A 20,121-nucleotide genomic window follows, 5' to 3' on the forward strand; every position below is an offset into this window, starting at 1 on the left:
AAAGCCTCTTATGTTAATTTTGTAAGAATTGAATCCAAATTTTACTGGCGCGCGAACGAGTAAAGGTTTGGATTACTTATCCAGTTTAGCCAATTCGGAGTTTGTTTTTGATTCTTCTTTTTGTAGTTCTTTTTCTCTTTCTTTGGCCTTTTCCATATCTTGGATTTTTCGTTTCTTAGCCTCTGTCCTAATAGCAATGAGCGCATTATTTATTTCCTTATTGCATGTTTGAGCACTCATTTCCCAATATTGTCTAGCTATTGCTAGGCCTTCGGGGATAGCGTATCGGGCAGTGAATCGAGCATTTCTTAAAAATGCGATGATTCTGGCAAGGCGCGGATGTTTTTTTGCAAGACGATATAGTCTATCTTGTCTGTGTTTCCTCCAACGCCGCCTGGCTATAAGGAGCGGTATAATAATCATTAATACGACAATGATTATTGCTCCTGTCCAGGATAAAAGATCCAAGAACGAACCTTTTGCAGCCCCCAAAAGATCAGAGGCCAAAAGATTGTGAAGCACTATTACTAAGGCACTTATCATGCCCCAAATCTTATACAACCATTTCATGCTTATCTGCACTCCTTCTAGTACTTATCCTTATCTTCTAAAACCCGATGTTTGCATGATCCATGCTACATACTTTTGGGTTTCTTGATAAGGCGGAATTCCGCAATATCTTTTAACTGCGTTGGGGCCAGCGTTATAAGCTGCTAATGCCAAGTCCCATTTCCCAAAACGTACATAGTATTCATGCAGTTTTTCGGCCCCTAACTCTAATTGTAGTTGAGGATTATCCATAAATTGCTTGACAGTATAACCGCTAGCAATTATATTTCCTTCGCTTACTTGAGTTAGGCCAAAATGTTTACCTGTTGTAGATACTGCACTTGGATCCCAAATACTTTCCTTATGTATTTTACATAAGAAAATTTCTCTAGGAATCTTCCATTTATCAGCAACTTCGCAGGCTTTTGTTGAGTGTCTTCTAAACTCAACATGCCAGGGTTCCCATTCATACGGAAAATACATTCCATATTTTGGAGCAATGGCATATGCTCTAAGTCTAGCTTTTTTGCTGGGCCAGATGATATCATTAGCCCAACTTACCCCTGGTTCAAGTATCACTTGGTGATGACTTTCACCCGGAAGAGCTACCCACTTAGTAGCACCTTTTAGGCCATATTTCTTTATAGCCTCTCGTAATAAAACGGCTTGAAATTCCGGCGTCCTGTAGCTGGAGGTAACCTTTCCTCCTGTTTCTCTAAGGAACATATTGAGACGCCTTTGGTTGATGCCTGATTCTGGTTTCTCAACAACTTTTTGCATTATGGTTGTTGTCGGGATGCTCTTTTTTACCTTCTCAACCGAAGGTTTAATAGCATCCTCATAAACCTGAGACCAGGCTAAGATAATAGCAACAATTATTATGCTAGCAATTAATCTCATTTATAGATCACCTGCTTGTGCTTTCATTATTGCTATTTCTTGTCGGATTTCTTCTTGTTTTGTCTCAATTTCTCGCCTAGTCCCTTCAAAGGGGTTTGGTTTTTCGATATTATTGGAGTTAGAATTATTATTTCCGATTCCTACAATATCTAGAGAAAAATTGATACTTTTGTTATCTATTGTTGGCCAACTGAGTATAGTCGTTATAGACCAAGCAATGATAATAATCGTTAAAACAAGAAAAAAATCGTTTTTGAAGGTTTTCAATGAACTCATCTCCCTTTACTTTCGCAACAGATGGGAGACTCTACGAATAGAGCCGGTTGCATCAATAGCTCCATGTAATCCAGGTGCCCAGATACGGATTACACTTCCTCGCTTCTCTATATAAACTTAACAATTTAAATAACCGCTGTATAAAACCAGCGGCTACTAAGAAAAAGTAGTTGCGCGCCGGTTTCACCCTAGCTCGCCGCACCCCATTAGGTGACCAATAGATCATTTTATATAAATGATCGGGAAGCGGGTCATAGCTCGCTACTTAATATTTAATTGTTAAGAGAAATATCTTATCATAAAAACGATTGTCTGTCAATGGTTTCTATCGGATATAATTATATAACAACAAGCAGTTAGTAATAGACTATTTATGGTATTTAAAAACAGATAGCTTTTTCTGCTATCTGTTTTTTGTTTATTAAACTGGTGGGTGATACTGGATTTGAACCAGTGACCTCTACGATGTCAACGTAGCGCTCTAACCGGGCTGAGCTAACCACCCCTAATGACAATTAGAATTTTATCACGAAAAATATTGTTTTTGAAGGTATTTTGTTTGATATAGGTATATTTTGGATGTTACGCTATATAAAGAGTTATAGTCTAGGTAAAAAATGAAACATGTTAAATTTTCGCTTATTTTAACTTTCATAGTTGCTTTTAGTTTGGGCGTTCTATTAACAGTTGCCAATATTGTTTATAGTTCATCCAATACAGAATCTTTATCAACTATTGGTAATGTTATAAGTTATGCTTCGCCGGTCATTAAATCGCCCATCTCAGATTCTTTAGTAAGCGCAGGTACTTCGATATCAGTAGAAGCGCCCGGAGCTATTAGTTTAGCAATTGGAGTGAAGCAATATATTAATACCACTGTGTCATCTGATAGTTACCAATTTGAGAGAAGAAGTAATGGCTGGTATAAAATTGAATCGGGGAGAGATCCTTATTTATATTCAACAAATGAATTTATTGTTATTGATTGGAAGACTGACAAATACATAAATGGAGAAGTAAAAATATATGCGATGGGCTATTATCCTAATGGAACTTCAGGTCAATCTTCAATAAGAATTTTTGTGAAAAAAGATACTGCAAGTAATCCTGTTTCTAATCCTACTCCAACACCAATTTCTAACTCTACCAATCAGAATAGCACCGACAGCACAAGTAGCACCAATAACACTACTACTAGTTCTTCTACAAATATTACTACTAACACAAACACATCTACTTCAGCAGAGACTATAAAGCCTCCAGCCGTTGCTAATGAAAATTTTTCGCAGTTAAGTAAAGAAGAGAAGAAAAAAGCTGTTTTAGATTATGTAAAGCAAAAATATCCTAATTCTGTTGTTAGTGATTATTTAGATAATGATCAAGTGCTTAATATGGTTGCGTCAGGTATAAATAATAATATTAGGGTTGATAAAGCCGAAAATATAATCGAAAATCAAAAAACAAAAGTAATCCTTAAGGGGAAGGCAGCTCCTGATAAAGCAGTTTCGTTATATATTCTTTCAGACCCCATAATTGTAAGTACAAGAACAAATAAAGATGGCGATTGGGAATATAGCTTGGATAGTATAAGCGAAGGAAAGTACGAAGTTTTTGTTACAGTGACGGAAAACGATGGGAAAAGCATGAAAAGAAGTGAACCTTTAAGCTTCTTCATATCTACTGCTCAAGCGGCTAGCGTTAATGGTGGTGAATCAGGCAGTAAATCAAATGAAAATAGTTTTTATAGCACTCCTTTATTCAAATATTCTTTAATGTCAGTTATAGTCGTCAGTATTGTTTTATTAGCTTTTTTTATGTTATTAAGATATGAAAAGAAAAATTTAAAAAAAAAGATTGTCGTTAGGTAAGGTAGTTTAATAAAATGAAATTTTTTAAGGATCGTTTAGATTTTTTTAAAGAAAACCGTCAAGTCCTGTATGCGGTTTTTTTGTTAATTACTATTCCGATTATTTTAATTTTTAATACATTATATATAACAAGATCCTTGGTTGATTTATTTAATTATGAACTTAGGCTAAAAGCTGAGCTTGCGTCATCGGTTATAAGTATAACTACCGCTAATGACTTAAACAATCCTGATTTAATCCAAGGGAAGATTAAAAAAATAGTTGATAAAAGTTTATACGATACTATCAAATCGATAGAAATATTAGTGCCTAGCGGTGACAGTTTTAAAGTTATAGCTAGTACATCTGATACTGGTGGGGAAATTGTTTTGGATAAAAAAGATAAAGATATATCTAATAGTAAATTAGATAAATCTCTTACAGACTACCGTTTTATATGGTCACAAAATGAGACCCTAGCTACCTCAAGAAAGGATGAAAACGAAGAGTATTGGAGCATTGTGGCTCCTATCTTTGATGATAAAGATAGTAAGCTGGGCTTGGTTGATATTAAGGTGTCTTCTACTTTTATTAAAGATAAAGTTGATCAGACATTAACGAGATCATTAGTTATATTATTATTATCTATAATTATTGTTTTTTTATTAATTATTAATAATGCGAAACTATTCCAATACTCTATTTTATTTAGAAAGCTTAAAGAAGTTGATCAGATGAAAGATGATTTTGTTTCTATGGCAGCTCATGAGTTAAGAACTCCAATAACAGCGATAAGAGGCTTTTTGTCATTTCTTAAAGAGGATAATCCCAAGATAGATAAAGACGATATTATAAAAAGAGTTGAAGATTCAGCAGAGAGACTGAGTGAGCTTGTAAAGGATTTGCTTGATGTTTCAAGGATAGAACAGGAAAGAGTGGTCTTTGATATTAAGTCTACTGATGCAATGTCCATCATCTCGAGTTTAATAAAAGAATATGAATTATTGGCAAAGGAAAAAGGCTTAAAGTTGGAATTCGATAAAAAACCAGAATTCCCTGAAATTCTTATTGATCCTGATAAATTTAAACAAGTCATGATTAATTTAATTGGTAATTCGATTAAGTATACTAAAAAGGGTAGTGTAAGTATTCTGTTGGGGAATGATCGAAAACAAGCAAGGATAACAATTAAAGATACTGGCATAGGAATGAATGAAGATGAAAGAAAAAACTTATTCAGTAAATTTTATAGAATTAGGAACAAAGAAACTGAAAATATTTCTGGTACAGGTTTAGGGCTCTGGATCACTAAGCAGTTAGTGATAAAAATGAAAGGAAAGATTAGCGTTGATAGTTTACCTGGTATAGGTTCTCAGTTTACACTTGAGTTTCTTATTGCAAAAGACTAGATCGGTAAATAAATTGTAGTTTTTGATAGAAAAGCTATTCTTTAACTTTTTTCTTTTTGGCTCGAATCAGACTTAAATATATTTTTTCTAATCTTGCAGTTTGCTTTTCTGCTGATAATTCTTTGGCGATTAGCAATGATTCATTAGACATTTTTTTATGCAGTTTATCGTTCGCTAACAACTTATCAATTTTGCTAGCCATATCTTTTGCGTTAGTTCTAACAAGATACCCATTGATATTATTTTTTACCATATCTTTTATTGCGAGATCTGAAACTGCCACGATAGGAAGACCAGAGGCCATTGCTTCTACGACTACTAATCCTTGAGTTTCAGTTTTTGAAGAAAAGACAAAAATCTCTGAGTTTTTATACGCGCTTATTACATCTGTTTTTGGTAAGTATCCTAAAAATAAAACTTTTTCTTTAAGTCCTTTTTGTTTTGCTAACTTTTCTAATCCATTCTTATGCGGTCCGTTTCCTATTATAAGAAGTTTAACGTTTTTTGATTTTATATAATTCAGAGATTCGATGATTAGCTCGATGTTTTTTTCTTTTGCAACACGTCCCACGAAAGTTAATATTTTTTCACTATCGGAAATATTATATTTACTTCTAAATTGTTTATAATGATTATTTTTTAGTTTAAAAATATCTAGATTTACTCCTGTAGGGATAATCTTAACAGGTTTGGAGACCCCCCACTCTAAAAGAAATTTTTTTATTTTTGTTGAAGGCGCTATTATCAGATCACAATTATTACAAAAATCCTTTGATATTTTTTTTGCTAATTTTTGGGTAAATTTTGTATCCCATATATAATGCACATATTCAGGATAAAGTGTGTGGTAAGTATGTAAATAGGGTATATTAAATTTTCTTGCCATAAATAAGCCAAATATACCAATGCTAAAAGGGTCATGGGAATGAATAATATCAAGGTTTATTTTTTTTAATATATTTACCGCTTGTTGTGAGTAAGGTAGCGCCACTCTCATTTCCGGTTGAAATAAAAATTTAACCGAAGGGAAGCGAATAATTTTTTCATTATCTTCTTTTTGTTTTGGCGTTGGTGCAAATATGTATACTTTGTGTCCATTCTTTTCAAGTTGTTCTTTAAAGGTATTAATTGATGTTACAACACCATTAATTTGAGGAGTATAGGTGTCAGTGAAAAATCCAATCTTCATTTTTCCTCCCTGATATCCTCCATATGGACATCCTTTCCTTTAAAAATAAATCTATGATAATCTTTCATGTAATTTAATACGGTTTTTAAAAATCCTTGACTGGCGTATCTTCTATAAGAAGTAACGACTAGTATATTTCTTAGAAAAAGAACCTTACCTTTTTTTCTTAATCTTAGTGAAAGATCAAGGTCTTCGAAGTATTTATCTTTTTTATAACCGCCTACTTCTAGGTACGCCTTTTTTCTAACAGCCATATTCACGCCCGGAACATTGTTTCCTCTATTTATAACCCTGTCTCCCCATATCCAAATTAAAGAGACGATCTTTAAGGCAATTTTATGTTTTTGAATATCAAATATATAAGGCCCTCCTACGGCTACGACATCTGAATTTTTTTCAAAAGCATTTTTAATCTTATACAGCCAGTCTGGCGGAAGTATAGTGTCGGCATCTGTCGTAGCGATAATATCTCCAATTGCTTTGCTAAATCCCGCTTTTCTTGCAAGACCAATACCTTTTTTAGGTTCTTTTACTATTTTAACCCCCATGGATTCGCATATTCCAACTGTTTTATCTGTTGAGCCGTTATCTACAACTATTATTTCGTTTGCTTTAAGTTGTTGATTTTGAAGTGAATCCAAGGTTCTTTTTATATATTTTTCTTCATTGTAGGCTGGTATGACGACCGAAATAATCATTTTTTTTCCAATATACGCTTATAAATATCAATTAATTCTTGTGTTAGTATAGAAATTTCGTATTTTTTAGCAACATTGTATGCCTTTTCCGCGTATTCATCATATAATTCTTTATCATCTCTTAATTTTAGGATGAGAGATTTAAAGTTTTCATCTGTGCCTTTGATATAATTTTCTTCATATATTGGGGGATAAATATCTAAATCTCTTAATAAAAGCGGTAGATTAGAAGCAGCTGCTTCGATTACTGTAAAAGGAAAATTTTCCTGATAAGATGGGAAGAATAATATATCGGCAGCAGAATAATATGGGATTACATCTTCGAAGGGTATGGTGCCTGTAAATAGGATATTACTGGGTGCATTTTGTTGAACTTTTTGCATCTTACTATAATCAGCGGCAAACCTTTTAAAGGGTATACCACCGATCCAAATAAATTTTACATCAGGTAATTCTTTTGCTGTATTTATAAAAGTTTCTATTCCTTTTCTTGGTTGGATTTGTCCTGCATCTAATACCACAAAATCATTTTCTTTTATGCCCAGCTTGTTTCTTATTTTTTTTCGATCATTTTCATTTTTCTTAAACTTTTGCAAATTTACCCCATTTGGAATGAAGAAAATTTCTTTTTTTACTTCTATTTCTTTAAGTTCTTTAGCCACCTGGGGCGATACGGCTTGGATTGCGTCTGCTTTGTTGTAGAAATATCTTAAATATAGCTTTGCAAGGGGATGCCAAAGTTTAGCGAAAATTAAACTGCCTAAAAAAGAATTAGGGACGACATGGGCGGTTATAATTTTCTTGCCTTTAAAGAATAGGCACTTAAAAAGAGAATAAGGTCCAATAGTATGTATGTGCATTATTTCGCATTTTTCTTTTGAATTTACAAAAACCCTTGCCCCTGCTCTTTGAAGAGCCTCTCTCATTTCAACGAAAGCCGTATGAACGCCATGTCCCTGTACAGTAAAAGTAGTTTCGGATACAAGATTTACTTTTAAATTCTGAATCCATTTTTTCATATTTGTTGATTTTCTCTCTTTAGTAATTATAGACATAGATTGGCCCCACATTTTCTATTTTAATTGTTTCGGTTATTTTTTTATTAGGTATTTTAAAAACATAGCTTATTACTTTTGTTCCTTTTTCAAGCTCTTTCTCGAATTTGAAACTTAAACGATTCATTGCATTAGGGGATAAAAAGCAAAATATTCCCTTAGCTCTTGAGAGATCTTCTTTATAAAAATTTTTCCAGTGTATTTTAGCATTATTATCTTTTCCAAAAAGAAGAAATAATTTAGATATTAAATAAGTTAATGGTGCATATTCAAATCCGATTGCTTGGCCGCCCTTTTGTGAAATTTCTCTTAATATTCTTCCATCACCTGAACCTAGGTCAAAATATATTCTTCCTTTTTCTATATCCGCAGCTTCAACCATTTTCCGGGCGATTTTTTTTGGGCAGGGGACGCTTGGTGCTCCGCCTATGCCCGCAATTAGTGTGAATATTGATATTGGTATCATAAGCGCCATTAAAAACAAGTAATAATAATCCATAATTTAATTATAAATTGAAAAACTAAAAAAGCCACTATCTATATGACGTGGCTTAATTATAAATAAATATTCACTAGATAGGAAGATCTGGCGGTTCATCATTAGGTTGATTATCTCCCTGTTTCTTGTCATTTTTCCAAGGTCCTACGCTTTCATCGTAAATTTCTTCGGTAGGATTAGCGGGATTTGGGATATTATTACTTTGTGGCTGTTGAGGATTTTGAGATTCTTGTACATCGTTTGTATTGTTGGGTTGAGACGGCGCCTGGTTAGTATCTATCTGCTCATTGCTCACTTCCGGAGCATATTTATTGTTAACCTGTTTTTCTATTGTTTTTTCTATTTCCTCGACCTTATTTAAATTAGTAGAATTATCTATGCCGATTTCATGAATTTTTTGAGTTTCACTTCCATTGTGGATTTCGGGTAAATGTTCCAGATAATCTATTCCAACAATAGCCGCATAAGGCTTACCCGATTTAGTAATTACAAAAATAGTGTTTTCATTTTTTGCAGTATCAACGAATTGATTCATGTTACCCATAAAATTTTCCAGGGTAATGATTTTATCTATTGGTACTTCAATCATAATTTTTCCTTTCAATCTTTCTTTAATTATTAAAAAAAAGAGGTTTTTTGTCAAACCTTTTTTAAGTAGGACATTTTATACTTATAAAGCATTTTTTTCCAGATCCTCGGATTGGGGTTTTTCTATGTATTCTAAGTATTTTTTTGTAGTATTAAGATTTTTATGACCTGCCATGTAAGCAATAGCGACTAGGCTTGTACCTTTTTTAATATGATGGGCACAAAAGGTGTGCCTTAGATCGTGAACACAGGCATCGTATATACCAGCTTTTTTATAATAATTAGAAATAGACATTCTAACATTTCTTTGATCCAGGGACTTACCATTCCTAGTTATAAAAAATATTTCTGATTTAACTCTGGGTCTTACTTTAAGGTATTCTTCCATTGCTTTTTTAGCCGGGGAATTTAAAGGGATTGTACGGGATATTTTTAGCTTTTCATCTAATACATCTAATTTGGATTCCTTACGCCTTATATCTTTTGTTCTAATTCTTACAGCCTCGCCAACTTTAATTCCTGTTTGAAGCATTAATTCAATTATGGCAAAATAGCGTTTATCATTTTTGGCTGAATCTCTTAATGCTTTATACTCTACAACGCTTAAAATCCTTGGCTCAGATTCTTTTTCTTTTAAATATTTCAACGCAGATGCTGGATTTTTTGATATAAATTCGTTTAGCTCAAGAAATTTAAAAAAAGATTTAACCGCAACTGTTCTAGCATTGATACTTTTCGGGCTTTTATTTTTTTTAATATAGCGTGATAAAAATTTTTCCAGATCCTCTCTTCTAACGAGATGGACTTTATGTCTTTTTATTTCCAACAAAAAATTAATTAGTTCATCTAAATTTCTTTCATAACTACGAATAGTGTGAGAGCTTTTTCCTGTTTTCTCTAAGTGTTTTGTAAACTTATTTTTTGCTTCAGTTATATGAATCATTTGCCTATAGTCTAGCAGAGTAGGGTATAGTTGTCAATAAATATATCTATAGGTATATTTATATAATAAAAGAAAATTAAAATTACTCCTATGTCATATCCGATAGAATGTAAAAAGGTGTTGACAAAATAGTTGTACCATGATACAATACAAAGCTTTCTATTGAAAGCCTTTACATTGAAAAGTAAATAGAAGGGTTTAGAAGAAAGCTCAGGACGGGAGTTAGCCGGCTACAAGGAGGCAAATAATAATATATTTAAGTGCCCATTCCTTCGGCAGCTAGTCGTTTCTTGAGCCTCCTTCTGAATCTTTCTATATCCTAGCTGGCTTGTTTAAGCCGACCTTTCGCGAGACTTATATAGGCCGCCCTTTTGCTAGGGTTGATAGCTTGGGAAAATATCAGGATCAACAGCATTAATAAAAAAATATGGCTGATTATACAGATATTTAACTAAGTTGAGAGAGTACCTGTTCCGATAAATTAAGTTAGGGAGAACAAAATTTATTGGAGCAAGAATTATCGGAACAGATCTCTCTTTATCTGAAGTCAATGTATTACGTTATAATAATTACATGAGAAAGATTAATATTTGATTATCTATCTTTACTGTTTTTATAGGTTTGGTTACATTATTTTTAATCATACCATCTTTTAATAAACCATTAGCTCAAGATGAAGGCGTTTTTTTAAGTATAGCCGATGGTATTTCAAACGACAGAATTCCATATTTGGACTTTTTCGATCATAAGCCACCCGGTATATATTTTCTTTTGGCGACTGTTTTGTTATTTTTCGGGAAAAATATATTTTTTATAAAAATTATTCTTTTATTATTTAATATTCTTTCTGCATTTTTTGTTTTTTTGTTTGCCGAAAAAATTAAAAAGGGAATCGGACTGTTAGGTTCCTTTCTTTTTTTATTTTCCCTTATATTTTTCGAGGGGAATTATATTATTGCCGAACCTTTTATGGTTACTTTTATACTATTCTCTTTTTATTTTCTGCTGAAATATTTCGATAGTGATAAAAACTATTATCTTTTATTAGCTGGTTTTACTTCAGGATTAGCTCTTTTATTTAAACAAACAGCTATAGTAAATTTAATAATTTTTCTTTTCTTTTTATTAAGCGAAAAAAGAAAATCAAAGGATGTATTTTATTATTTGCTGGGTGTTATTATTCCTTGGCTGTTTGCCTTTCTTTACTTAATCGATAAAGGAGCCTTAAAAGAATCAATAAACCAGATCATTGTGCTTAATTTTACAAGCTATCCGAGAGAACCATTGCAAATAGTTTTAAATTCCTTTATTGAAACCGTGAATAGAACTTTTCCTGCTTGGTTATTTTTTATAATTTATTTTTTTCAAAAGAAAAGTAAGAATACTGTGTTAAAGAAAATGATTCTGTTTTCGATAATTTTGCCAATACCTTTTTTCCTTGTAAGGCATTATCCGCATTATTGGATTCAGATTCTCCCTTTTGTAGCAATTCTATCCGCTGCTGCTTTATATAATTTCTTTAATCAAAGAAAGAATATTATTTTTAAATTAATAGTTTTTTTAATTATAAGTTTAAGCGTTTTCGGTAACTATAAACTATTTGTCTGGATTACTGATAATATAAATATACCTAAATTAAAAGAGCAGAATAGCGCCAAAGAATTTATAGATAATTTGCCTAATAAAAAAATTTTAACAGAAAATCAATTTACCTGTTTTTATTTTTTAATCGATAAAGAAAAAATTACTAAATATCTTTATATAACCGAGGTTAATGATGGAGAGAAAGCAGAGCCAAAAACATTAGAATCTTTAAAAAGTAACCCGGATACTTATATTTTATGGACAGAAGATTTGAATTTCGCGTATGCTAGGAAATTACAGGATTATATTATTAAAAATTATAAGCCGATTCGTAAGTTTGATAATCTAGGGCTTGTAGTTTATGAAAAACCTTAATAGACTACTACCGCTGAGTTTCCAAACCAGCCCCATTTTGCCTTAAAGGTTCCAACGTCAAAAGTTCTGCCAGGATAACCATAGCCTGAATCATTTACCATAAAAGAAGTTGGGTTATCGATAGTGCTCGTAAAGCCTTTAACAACTTGTACATGAAGAGAATTTACTCCTCTTACGGTTTTTCCTCCAGGGGTTTTCCAATATACTTCATAGGCTGGTCATACGCCATTGACCCACCATACAATTACAGGATTTCCGTTTGTTATTTCTTGGGCAATGCCCTGTACACTCCATCCGCTTTTAACACTTGTACTGCGCCAACTGGACATGGCTGCGGCAGTAGGACCCCAGTATGCGCCATACCTCCAATTTATACCTCCGGATTTGCCATCAACATTTCCGACTATACCGGAATAAGGATCTCCCCAGATAGAATTTGGATCTCCCCATGTGCCAGAAAATGAAGTCTTATCATAGCCAATAGTATTTAAAATTGTATTTTCTGAAACATACGCTCCTTTATAGGCTAAGGCCATTCTGGCAGCAGTTGCATAACATGAATAATTATGTCCTTGTCTATAAGAAGGTACATTTAAAATCACAGTTTGTGCTTTTGTAGTAAAGGAAGTACTAAATGGCTGTATAGAATCTAAGCCGTTTATTGTTTTAATTCCAGTATCAACTCTTGCTGTATATGTTTGACTAAATCCTAAAGTATCATGAGAAAAAACCATAGCGTTTCCGTTTCAAGAAAAGCTTCCATTAACAGAAGGCCAAACGCTGAACCTATTTTGAGCAGATCCATGATCAACTGCTTGGTTAAATGTAATGGTGATTTTTGTATTGGGATTAACACCATTAGCGCCATTTCAGGGTGATAGTTTAGAAACCGTAACATATCCTATTGTTGTGAAGTTAAACTTAAAATCTTCCGCAAGCGAAACGCTATTCAAAGATTTAGCTGATTTATTTATAGTAATTTCATATTTTGTATTTTTAGCAAAATCGGATTTTTGAGTAAACTTAAGGGTACGGTTATTATCCCAAGAAAGGTTACGATCTATTTTCGGATTGATGGAAAAAGCAGATTCAGCTGATGTCTTATCTATATCTTGCTTAAATTTAATTTTTATAGGTGTATTAGCTAGCACACCCGCACCCGTGGGTGAATAAGATTCTATCCCGGAAGCGTCTATTGTTCTAAAATAACTATTCCATATTTCCTGTTTTTCGCTTGCTGAAGTTTTTTCCTGGTTTTTATAGTTGTAGCTTATTAAATTTCTGTATATTTTAAAGTTATAATCAGTGCTTTTTTTGTATTCTTCTTTTGGTTTTAAAAGGTATCTTACATCACTTTTTTTCTCTGTATTAAATTCTAGCGGAGGGTTTGATTCAAAAGAGAACTCAGCTAAATGTTCATGGGGGTAGTCAGTTTCAACTATGATATCTTGTTGTGGAAGAATCTCCTTGCTTCCATCTTTTGGATTAACTAAGGTTACTTTTGGAGCTGGAGCTATTTGCATACTGAACATGTAATTTTTCTTTTTTGTTCCGAAAATACTCTTGATATTATTTACTGAAACCGTGTAGCGGGTTTCCATTTTTGGCGACTCTTTAGGAACAAATTTTAGCGTTTGGGAAAAATCCAATAAGTTATTTGAAAATTGCCAATCGCCGTCTATCTTTGGATTTATTTCATATTGTAGGATTTTTTTATCAATAGGTTTGTCAAATTTTATTGTAAGCGGTTTTTTATCTGATATTTCAGTTATCCCGAGTGAGGGTTCGGTAGGAAATAATATTTTTGGTTCCGGCAAGGTAATTCCTAGAGAGCATAATATTAATCCGATAAAAAAAATAATGTTAAATATAACTTTCTTTTTATGGCTGCCAAACAGAAAATGATTTATTTTATATAAAAATTTTTTAAAAGAATGTAAAGTTTGTGGATCTAGGACATTTTTATTTTTTTTAATATGCGTAAATAAAATTACCCCATTATAGAGAAAAAATAGGGATAGCATAATGATAAGCGCTATACTTTGATGTCTGACATTAATTACGAATTCTACTACCTGTTTCATGGATTAATCCTTATTAAGCCAATTTTTGTAAACGTCTTTTAGTGTTACGTATATTACTGGACCAGAGTCTTTTTCGTATTTGAATCCATCAATATAATTAAAGAGGTTATTTATTTTATCTTGTTCTTTTTTATTAAACCAGTGGGGATGGGAAAGGAACGTTACTTGTTTTCTTTCATTCAATGTCCCGCTTTGGTAGTTGTTATTAAATCTATCTATCATGTCTTTAGATTGAAACCAATACGAGTCAGCTCCGTTATTCGGAATTTCCCACAGCTGTAAATTATTTGCGGATGATATATTTTGGTTGCCTATTGATGGTTTGTAGGGTTGTGTTGTTGGAGATAGCTTCCATGGTCCAACTTGTTTTGTATACCCACTATAGCCGAAATCATAAGCGGTTCTTCCGGATGAATCGATTTTTATGCCTGTTTTTTTTAAAGCTTTCAAGGTATCAAGATTTGCAAACCATCCGCCTGCCCTAAATGACATAGGCTTTCCTAGTCCTTTCTGATCAAACCACCATTCTGCTCGATTAATCAATTGAACTATTTTTTCTTCCGTGTAGTTAGTTGTTAGCACAGAGTAGCCATCTTTATATATATCACCCCAATTAGGCCAGTCAGAAGCATATTTTGGATTTAGCCCAGCATCTTGTATAAAGTCATAAAACATATGCAGATGAAGCCCTATTTCATCTCTGTTGTTTTTACTTCTGTTTTTTACCCAATCAGTGATATATTGTTGTCTGTTTACCGGAATCGTTGATGTTGTGTATATTCTTGGGTTAAACATATGGGTAAGCGGTATATTATATTTTTTTGAAATATTATTAATAGAATCAAGGTAAGAGTTTGATACGTCATAACCTTCCCAGTCAAAATTCCATGTTACATATAATGGATAAGATACATAGAAACCGCATTTTTGACTTTTATATTCTTTATCTCCATCATTTATAGTTACCTGTACTTGGTGAGTGCCAGGTAAAAGATTATTTATAGATATATTTCCTTTCCAGTAGTTTTTATCCATATTTTCCATTTCTGTTTCAATGTTGCTGTCTATAATTTTATATTTTGCTTTTGGACTCTTTAGATTATCGTTACTGCTGATTGATAGTTTAAGTTTATTATCTGCAATTGGATTATCTGATATGAGTGACCATTTTCTTTCGACCTTTGCCAGTAGCGGGTAACTTCTTTCTTCATTTATTGATGATTGATATTTATATTTCCAGGGTTCCGGACTTTTATTTTCCGCTACTTGTTTGTTGGCGGCAAGATTTCCATAGTAAATAAATACTTTATTTAATTCTCGGCCAGCATTTATTGGTTCAGGATTTTTGAATCTTAAAGTCGTATTATTTAAATTCCATTTGTTCTCAAGCCAGTAATCAATGTCCTGGTATTTTTTTCCGTTCCAGTAAACTATTTTTATATCGTTTCCGTTTGGAAGAGCCTTATCTTGTTTAACCATTGATTGGTGATCAAAAGTTACTTTAATCACCTGGTTTTTAGGTATACTGCTGAATGACTCTAAATTTTTAATACTAATTTTTGTATTATATTCATACTCGTCGTTCCACCAAGACGATTCTGATTTTATAGCTTGGTTGCTTACGACTTTTTTTATTTCCTGAGCAACGCTCGTTAAGGCCGAAAAAGATAATATAGTTATTAATATAGAAGCAACCATAATATGTCTTTTTTTGATTATTCTATCTTGTCTAAATCTATTTTTGCTCCCAGAGAATAATCTTTTTAAAAAGCTCATTTCTTTTTCTGCATCTTCATATATTTCTTCTTCTAAGCGATACACAGTTTTCGTTTCTTTAATCTCTTGTTCGTCATGTAATCCTTTGTGGACATTAAGGCTGAATCTTAAATTGAATGGGAGAATGATTGCAAGTGCTATAGAAAATATAAGCAGAACTAAAAACAAAAAAGAAAAAATCATTATTGAATCTGTTTTTACGCCACCCGAAATTTCATATAACTTTAGAAGAAATATGTGAATCCAGAATACCGCAAAAGCATTTTGTCCAAAAACAAGCAAAGTATCTCGTATTGCCGGTAAGTTTTTTAACTGTTTTAGCAGATAGAATATATAGTTTAGCAAAAAAGCAAAAGCAGTCCCTATTAGAAGAAAAGGTATTGATGGCGGTCACCTTAAAAAGAGGATATCAAATGGCTTGAAATTAATATTAGCCGCAATTACTGCAATCAGTATTTCTATGGCCGATACTATCGCAAGAAACCTTGATATTTCTTTTTTATGGTGAAGTTTTTCTGTGGTTCTAAGCCAATGGCCCCAAGACATTCCCAAAATAAATATCGGGGCATATTGTAAAATGGGGAATCTAAAATATCCTTCACTGCCAGCCAAAAATGCTTTCCATGGTTCGAAAAATTCAGGCGCTTTAATCCCATAAAGAAAAAATCCGGTAAAATATAAATAAATTGAGATAATTATAGATATCGGTAAAGAGTTGGAAAGTTGTTTTAAGAACTTGGGGAATATAAAAACTAAAAATGAGTAAAAAATAAACGGAGGAATGAATTCTGTATATGAAGGAAGTGCTCTAAAAGTTAATATATCTATAATTAATTTCCATTTATCCAAGGTCTGGCTTGCAAGTATTTGGCCTGATGAGACAAAAAAAGCTAGTAAATAATAAGACCCAAGGATTACTAATAGTCTTTTTAGCAGCTTTTTTCTTGATCCTATAATATATTCTTCATGTTTTATATATGCGATATAGGAAACTGCTCCTGAAACCAAAAGAAATACAGTAAAACAAACTGTATTTCCAATTTTTTCCATCCCTAATAACAAGCTGTTTGTTGAATTATGAAAGAAGTAAACCGAATGAGCCAAGATCATCAAAAGAACCACCGATCCTCTCAGTAAATCTAATACAAAGTACCTTTTTCTAAAATGATGTGTCATGGCTTGCTCACATATAACTACTTCTATATTATTATACATGACTATACAAAACTAAAAAATACGTAGGTAAGATGTATAAATTATCGATTATTATGCCTGTGCACAACGAAGAAGAATCTATTAATGATTTTTACTGCGAGCTTATTAAGTATATAAAAATAAAAGAATCCGAAATTGTTTTTATTGATGACGGTTCTGATGATAATTCTTTAGACATAATGAAAAATCTTCAAAAAAAAGATAAGCGTATAAAAATAATTCAATTTTCTAAAAATTTTGGTCAGCAGGCCGCCATAAGGGCTGGTTTATCTTATATAAATGGAGATGTTGCAATTGTAATGGATGCCGATTTGCAGGATCACCCTAAATATATACCAGAACTTATTGAGAAATGGAAATCAGGCTATCAAGTTGTTTTTGCAAAGAGGCGTTTAAGGCTGGACTCTTTTTTTAAAAAAGCCAGTGTACTTATTTTTTATAAGATATTAAATTTGGTGGCTTCTAAAATCGATTCTAATGTAGGTGATTTTTATTTGCTAGATAAAAAAGCTATAGAAAAGATTAATGCTTTCAAGAAAAAAACTATTTTTTTAAGAGGTTTTATTCAAGGGTTAGGTTTTAAACAAGGCAAGGTTTTAATAGATAGGGATAAAAGACATAAAGGGAAAAGTAGCTATTCATTTCTAAAAATGGTAAGGCTTGGGTTTGATGCTTTTATATCTTTGCCCAGGGGTTTAAGTAGATTAATTCTTCTTCTGGCAATTTTTATATTAGCTATGAGTAGTATCTTCTTATTTTTATTTTTTCAAAATTTAATAGCAGTTACTATCTTAATTTTTATTTTAGATATTTTTCAACTGTTTTTGCTAACGATATTATTTATTTATCTAAATTACACCATTGATGAGATTAGAAAAAAACCTCTTTATATAACAAAAAATATCTATGACCTCGAAGATGAATAATAAAAGAGTATGTATTATAGGAGCCGGTTTGTCCGGGTTAGCTATAGCTTATTTTCTTTCCAAAGAAGGATTTAATGTTTCTGTTTTTGAGAAAGAAGAAGAGGTCGGTGGTTTATTACAGACAATTGAAACACCTAATGGACAGTATATAGAAAAGTTCTATCATCATATATTTACTAATGACATAGAACTTCTTAATTTAATAGAAGAATTAGGGATATCCTATACAATTAAATGGCATCCAAGCAGTGTTAGTATTTATAGAGATAAAAGTATATATGATTTTTCTTCTCCTGTAGATATTTTTAAATTGGATTTTATGTCGATAGGATCAAGATTTCGTTATGTTATAGGAAGTCTATTTTTATTATTAAAGAGTCGTGGCTTCGATAATTTATCAGCCAAAGAAGTCATTGAAAAATATTTGGGGAAACAGGTCTGGCAAGAATTCTGGCGCCCGCTTTTTGAAGGCAAATTTAGCAAATATGCTCCTTCTATAAATGCAAATTGGTTTTTATCAAGATTAAAAAGCCGGATTCAATCTAGAACCAAAGGAAAAGAAATATTAGGTTATATGGATGGTAGTTTTAAGTTGCTTGTAGATCGATTGGCAAGGGAAATTATAATAAGGGGCGGGGAGATATTAACCAATAAGGATATAAATAATATAAAAAATAACAATAATCAATTTTTGGTGGATGGTAAGCCTTTTGATTTTATGATAAGTACTATTTCTCCTAAAATTTTTTTAGATACTATTGATTTCAACCTTGAAGAAAATCATCAACTTCGATCAGTAGAATATATAGGAGTAATTTCTTGTTTGATCCGGTTAAATAAAAAAATCACCGATCATTATTGGAATAATATTTTCGATCAAGAAACACTTTTTAAAGGAATTATTGAGCACACTAATTTATTAAATCCAAAAATATACGGAAATTCTCATTTTTTATATCTTAGTCATTATTTGCCAACTGATTCGGCGTTTTTTAGAAAGAGCGACAGTGAAATAAAGTCTGAGTATCTTATTCATTTAAATAAGTTATTCCCCGACATTAATAATCACGTATCTGATCTTTATGTATTTAAAAATGAAGAAGCCCAGCCTATTATCAAAAAAGATTACCGAGAAATTCCTAATAAATTATCTGTAAAAAATTTATTTATAACCAGCATGTCGCATATTTATCCTAAGGATCGAGGTTTAAATAATGCAGTGAAACAGGCTATCAAAATAAGGGATTTAATAATTGATTCTTTCTAGAAACGATACTTTTACCTATTTTATTTATTTGGTATAATATATAAAAGATAAATTATAAATATATGGAAGACCAAAAATATAAACTTTTGATAGCGGACGATGAACCAGATATCCGGGAATTATATCAGTTAAAATTTGAAAATGAGACTTCTTTTAATATTGTTTTTGCTAAAGATGGGGAAGAGGCGGTAAATTTAACTCTGCAAGAAAAGCCTGATGCCATTTTGTTAGATATTATGATGCCCAAAAAATCTGGCATGGAAGTATTAAAAGAGTTAAAAAGCAATCCTAATTCATGGGAAGTGCCTATTATTATATTGACAGGTTTGCCTCACGAGGCAATGAAGGAGGAGGCGCTAAAACTTGGAGCGGCTTCATACTTAATTAAATCCGACGTTACACCAAAAGAAGTCATTGATATTTTACGTGAAGAATTGGAAAAAAGATAAAATAGTATAGTTTTTAATTCCAAAATGTACTAATATTAGTTGTCTGGGGCTGATCAGCTTCGACGTAAGTTCTTTAATAGTTTTAAATTGCAAATCGAGCCGAGTTAACTCGCTAAACTGATTCAAAAACTTCAAGTGCAAATTCACTTGTTAGCAAAGTAAAAGCTGCTTTTAGCGGCTTGAGCTTTGCGCCAGCTGTAGTTTAATTTCTATGGCCGTCTGTCATTCCAGCTCCTCGACTGAAGTGAACAGGCGTCATTTTTCGAGGTGCTTTTCGGTTGTATCTGTAAGCCGAAATTAAGATTCACAGGATAAGGTTAGTTGATTTTGTTTGTTTTTTACAGCTAACCCGAAAACAAAAAACAATCTAAATTTGTAGAATGTTTAAAGCTATGCTTACGGACGCGGGTGCGATTCCCGCCAGCTCCATTTCTCGACAAGCTCGAAATAGACCAAAAAAAGCTTGCCGGAAAATGGAGCTGTTTAGTAAAA

General features: G+C 32.3%; 20 protein-coding genes, 1 tRNA gene, 1 other RNA gene and 1 riboswitch. Of the genes, 8 read left to right on the forward strand and 14 right to left on the reverse strand.

Annotated elements, in window-relative coordinates:
• Window positions 1–72: 72 nt before the first annotated feature.
• From COX95_00825 to COX95_00840, 4 genes are all read right to left on the reverse strand, one after another.
• Window positions 73–570, reverse strand: coding sequence for a hypothetical protein (locus COX95_00825; protein ID PIZ86521.1), 498 nt, complete (start codon window positions 568–570; stop codon window positions 73–75).
• Between the two features lie 30 nt (window positions 571–600).
• Window positions 601–1,449 carry a hypothetical protein gene (locus COX95_00830; protein ID PIZ86522.1) on the reverse strand — a complete coding sequence of 283 codons (849 nt, stop codon included), beginning with the start codon at window positions 1,447–1,449 and terminating at the stop codon, window positions 601–603.
• Entirely contained in the window at window positions 1,450–1,725 is a 276-nt protein-coding gene (locus COX95_00835) for a hypothetical protein (GenBank protein ID PIZ86523.1), read from the reverse strand.
• A gap of 32 nt (window positions 1,726–1,757) precedes the next feature.
• Window positions 1,758–1,841: riboswitch (cyclic di-GMP riboswitch) on the reverse strand.
• Between the two features lie 311 nt (window positions 1,842–2,152).
• Window positions 2,153–2,230: transfer RNA gene (locus COX95_00840), tRNA-Val, on the reverse strand.
• Between the two features lie 112 nt (window positions 2,231–2,342).
• Between COX95_00840 and COX95_00845 the strand changes: the two genes are divergently transcribed.
• The gene (locus tag COX95_00845) at window positions 2,343–3,593 is read left to right on the forward strand and encodes a hypothetical protein (GenBank protein PIZ86524.1); all 1,251 of its coding nucleotides are present in this window, start codon (window positions 2,343–2,345) and stop codon (window positions 3,591–3,593) included.
• A gap of 14 nt (window positions 3,594–3,607) precedes the next feature.
• Complete coding sequence (locus COX95_00850) at window positions 3,608–4,981, forward strand: hypothetical protein (GenBank protein PIZ86525.1); 1,374 nt, start codon at window positions 3,608–3,610, stop codon at window positions 4,979–4,981.
• Window positions 4,982–5,015: 34 nt separating this feature from the next.
• Here the strand turns inward: COX95_00850 and COX95_00855 are convergent, their stop codons facing one another.
• From COX95_00855 to COX95_00880, 6 genes are all read right to left on the reverse strand, one after another.
• Complete coding sequence (locus COX95_00855) at window positions 5,016–6,170, reverse strand: glycosyltransferase family 4 protein (protein PIZ86526.1); 1,155 nt, start codon at window positions 6,168–6,170, stop codon at window positions 5,016–5,018.
• Window positions 6,167–6,868 carry a glycosyltransferase family 2 protein gene (locus tag COX95_00860; protein PIZ86527.1) on the reverse strand — a complete coding sequence of 234 codons (702 nt, stop codon included), beginning with the start codon at window positions 6,866–6,868 and terminating at the stop codon, window positions 6,167–6,169. Before COX95_00860 ends, COX95_00855 begins: the two co-directional genes overlap by 4 nt.
• A complete protein-coding gene (locus COX95_00865) occupies window positions 6,865–7,938 on the reverse strand; it encodes a glycosyltransferase family 1 protein (protein ID PIZ86528.1) in 1,074 nt (357 codons plus the stop codon). Before COX95_00865 ends, COX95_00860 begins: the two co-directional genes overlap by 4 nt.
• Window positions 7,907–8,398 (reverse strand): hypothetical protein, encoded by a 492-nt coding sequence (locus COX95_00870; GenBank protein ID PIZ86529.1) that lies wholly within the window; start codon window positions 8,396–8,398, stop codon window positions 7,907–7,909. Before COX95_00870 ends, COX95_00865 begins: the two co-directional genes overlap by 32 nt.
• A 97-nt stretch (window positions 8,399–8,495) precedes the next feature.
• On the reverse strand, window positions 8,496–9,011 hold the full coding sequence (locus COX95_00875; GenBank protein ID PIZ86530.1) for a hypothetical protein: 516 nt from the start codon (window positions 9,009–9,011) through the stop codon (window positions 8,496–8,498).
• Window positions 9,012–9,092: 81 nt separating this feature from the next.
• Window positions 9,093–9,953, reverse strand: coding sequence for a hypothetical protein (locus COX95_00880; GenBank protein ID PIZ86531.1), 861 nt, complete (start codon window positions 9,951–9,953; stop codon window positions 9,093–9,095).
• 600 nt (window positions 9,954–10,553) lie between these two features.
• Here COX95_00880 and COX95_00885 point away from each other — a divergent pair.
• Window positions 10,554–11,912: a hypothetical protein gene (locus COX95_00885; protein ID PIZ86532.1), complete on the forward strand. Its 1,359-nt coding sequence runs from the start codon at window positions 10,554–10,556 to the stop codon at window positions 11,910–11,912.
• Between the two features lie 218 nt (window positions 11,913–12,130).
• On the opposite strand, the gene COX95_00890 is transcribed toward COX95_00885, so the two are convergent.
• The 3 genes from COX95_00890 to COX95_00900 all read right to left on the reverse strand — a co-directional run bounded on the left by COX95_00890 (window position 12,131) and on the right by COX95_00900 (window position 15,955).
• Window positions 12,131–12,646: a hypothetical protein gene (locus COX95_00890; protein PIZ86533.1), complete on the reverse strand. Its 516-nt coding sequence runs from the start codon at window positions 12,644–12,646 to the stop codon at window positions 12,131–12,133.
• A gap of 135 nt (window positions 12,647–12,781) precedes the next feature.
• Window positions 12,782–13,996, reverse strand: a complete 1,215-nt coding sequence (locus tag COX95_00895) for a hypothetical protein (protein PIZ86534.1) — start codon at window positions 13,994–13,996, stop codon at window positions 12,782–12,784.
• Between the two features lie 3 nt (window positions 13,997–13,999).
• On the reverse strand, window positions 14,000–15,955 hold the full coding sequence (locus COX95_00900) for a hypothetical protein (protein PIZ86535.1): 1,956 nt from the start codon (window positions 15,953–15,955) through the stop codon (window positions 14,000–14,002).
• Window positions 15,956–15,957: 2 nt separating this feature from the next.
• On the opposite strand from COX95_00900, the gene COX95_00905 reads away from it, so the two are divergent.
• A complete protein-coding gene (locus COX95_00905) occupies window positions 15,958–16,194 on the forward strand; it encodes a hypothetical protein (protein PIZ86536.1) in 237 nt (78 codons plus the stop codon).
• On the opposite strand, the gene COX95_00910 is transcribed toward COX95_00905, so the two are convergent.
• A complete protein-coding gene (locus COX95_00910; protein PIZ86537.1) occupies window positions 16,163–16,987 on the reverse strand; it encodes a hypothetical protein in 825 nt (274 codons plus the stop codon). The two genes, COX95_00905 and COX95_00910, sit on opposite strands and share 32 nt — an antisense overlap.
• A gap of 32 nt (window positions 16,988–17,019) precedes the next feature.
• Between COX95_00910 and COX95_00915 the strand changes: the two genes are divergently transcribed.
• From COX95_00915 to ssrA, 4 genes are all read left to right on the forward strand, one after another.
• Complete coding sequence (locus COX95_00915) at window positions 17,020–17,913, forward strand: hypothetical protein (protein ID PIZ86538.1); 894 nt, start codon at window positions 17,020–17,022, stop codon at window positions 17,911–17,913.
• Complete coding sequence (locus COX95_00920) at window positions 17,894–19,180, forward strand: hypothetical protein (protein PIZ86539.1); 1,287 nt, start codon at window positions 17,894–17,896, stop codon at window positions 19,178–19,180. Before COX95_00915 ends, COX95_00920 begins: the two co-directional genes overlap by 20 nt.
• Window positions 19,181–19,242: 62 nt before the next feature.
• Window positions 19,243–19,629 carry a response regulator gene (locus tag COX95_00925; protein PIZ86540.1) on the forward strand — a complete coding sequence of 129 codons (387 nt, stop codon included), beginning with the start codon at window positions 19,243–19,245 and terminating at the stop codon, window positions 19,627–19,629.
• Between the two features lie 45 nt (window positions 19,630–19,674).
• Window positions 19,675–20,061: a transfer-messenger RNA gene (gene ssrA, locus COX95_00930) on the forward strand.
• The last annotated feature ends 60 nt before the right edge of the window (window positions 20,062–20,121 follow it).

The organism is bacterium CG_4_10_14_0_2_um_filter_33_32 (assembly GCA_002792735.1).
Taxonomy (GTDB): domain Bacteria; phylum Patescibacteriota; class CPR2_A; order CG2-30-33-46; family CG2-30-33-46; genus CG2-30-33-46.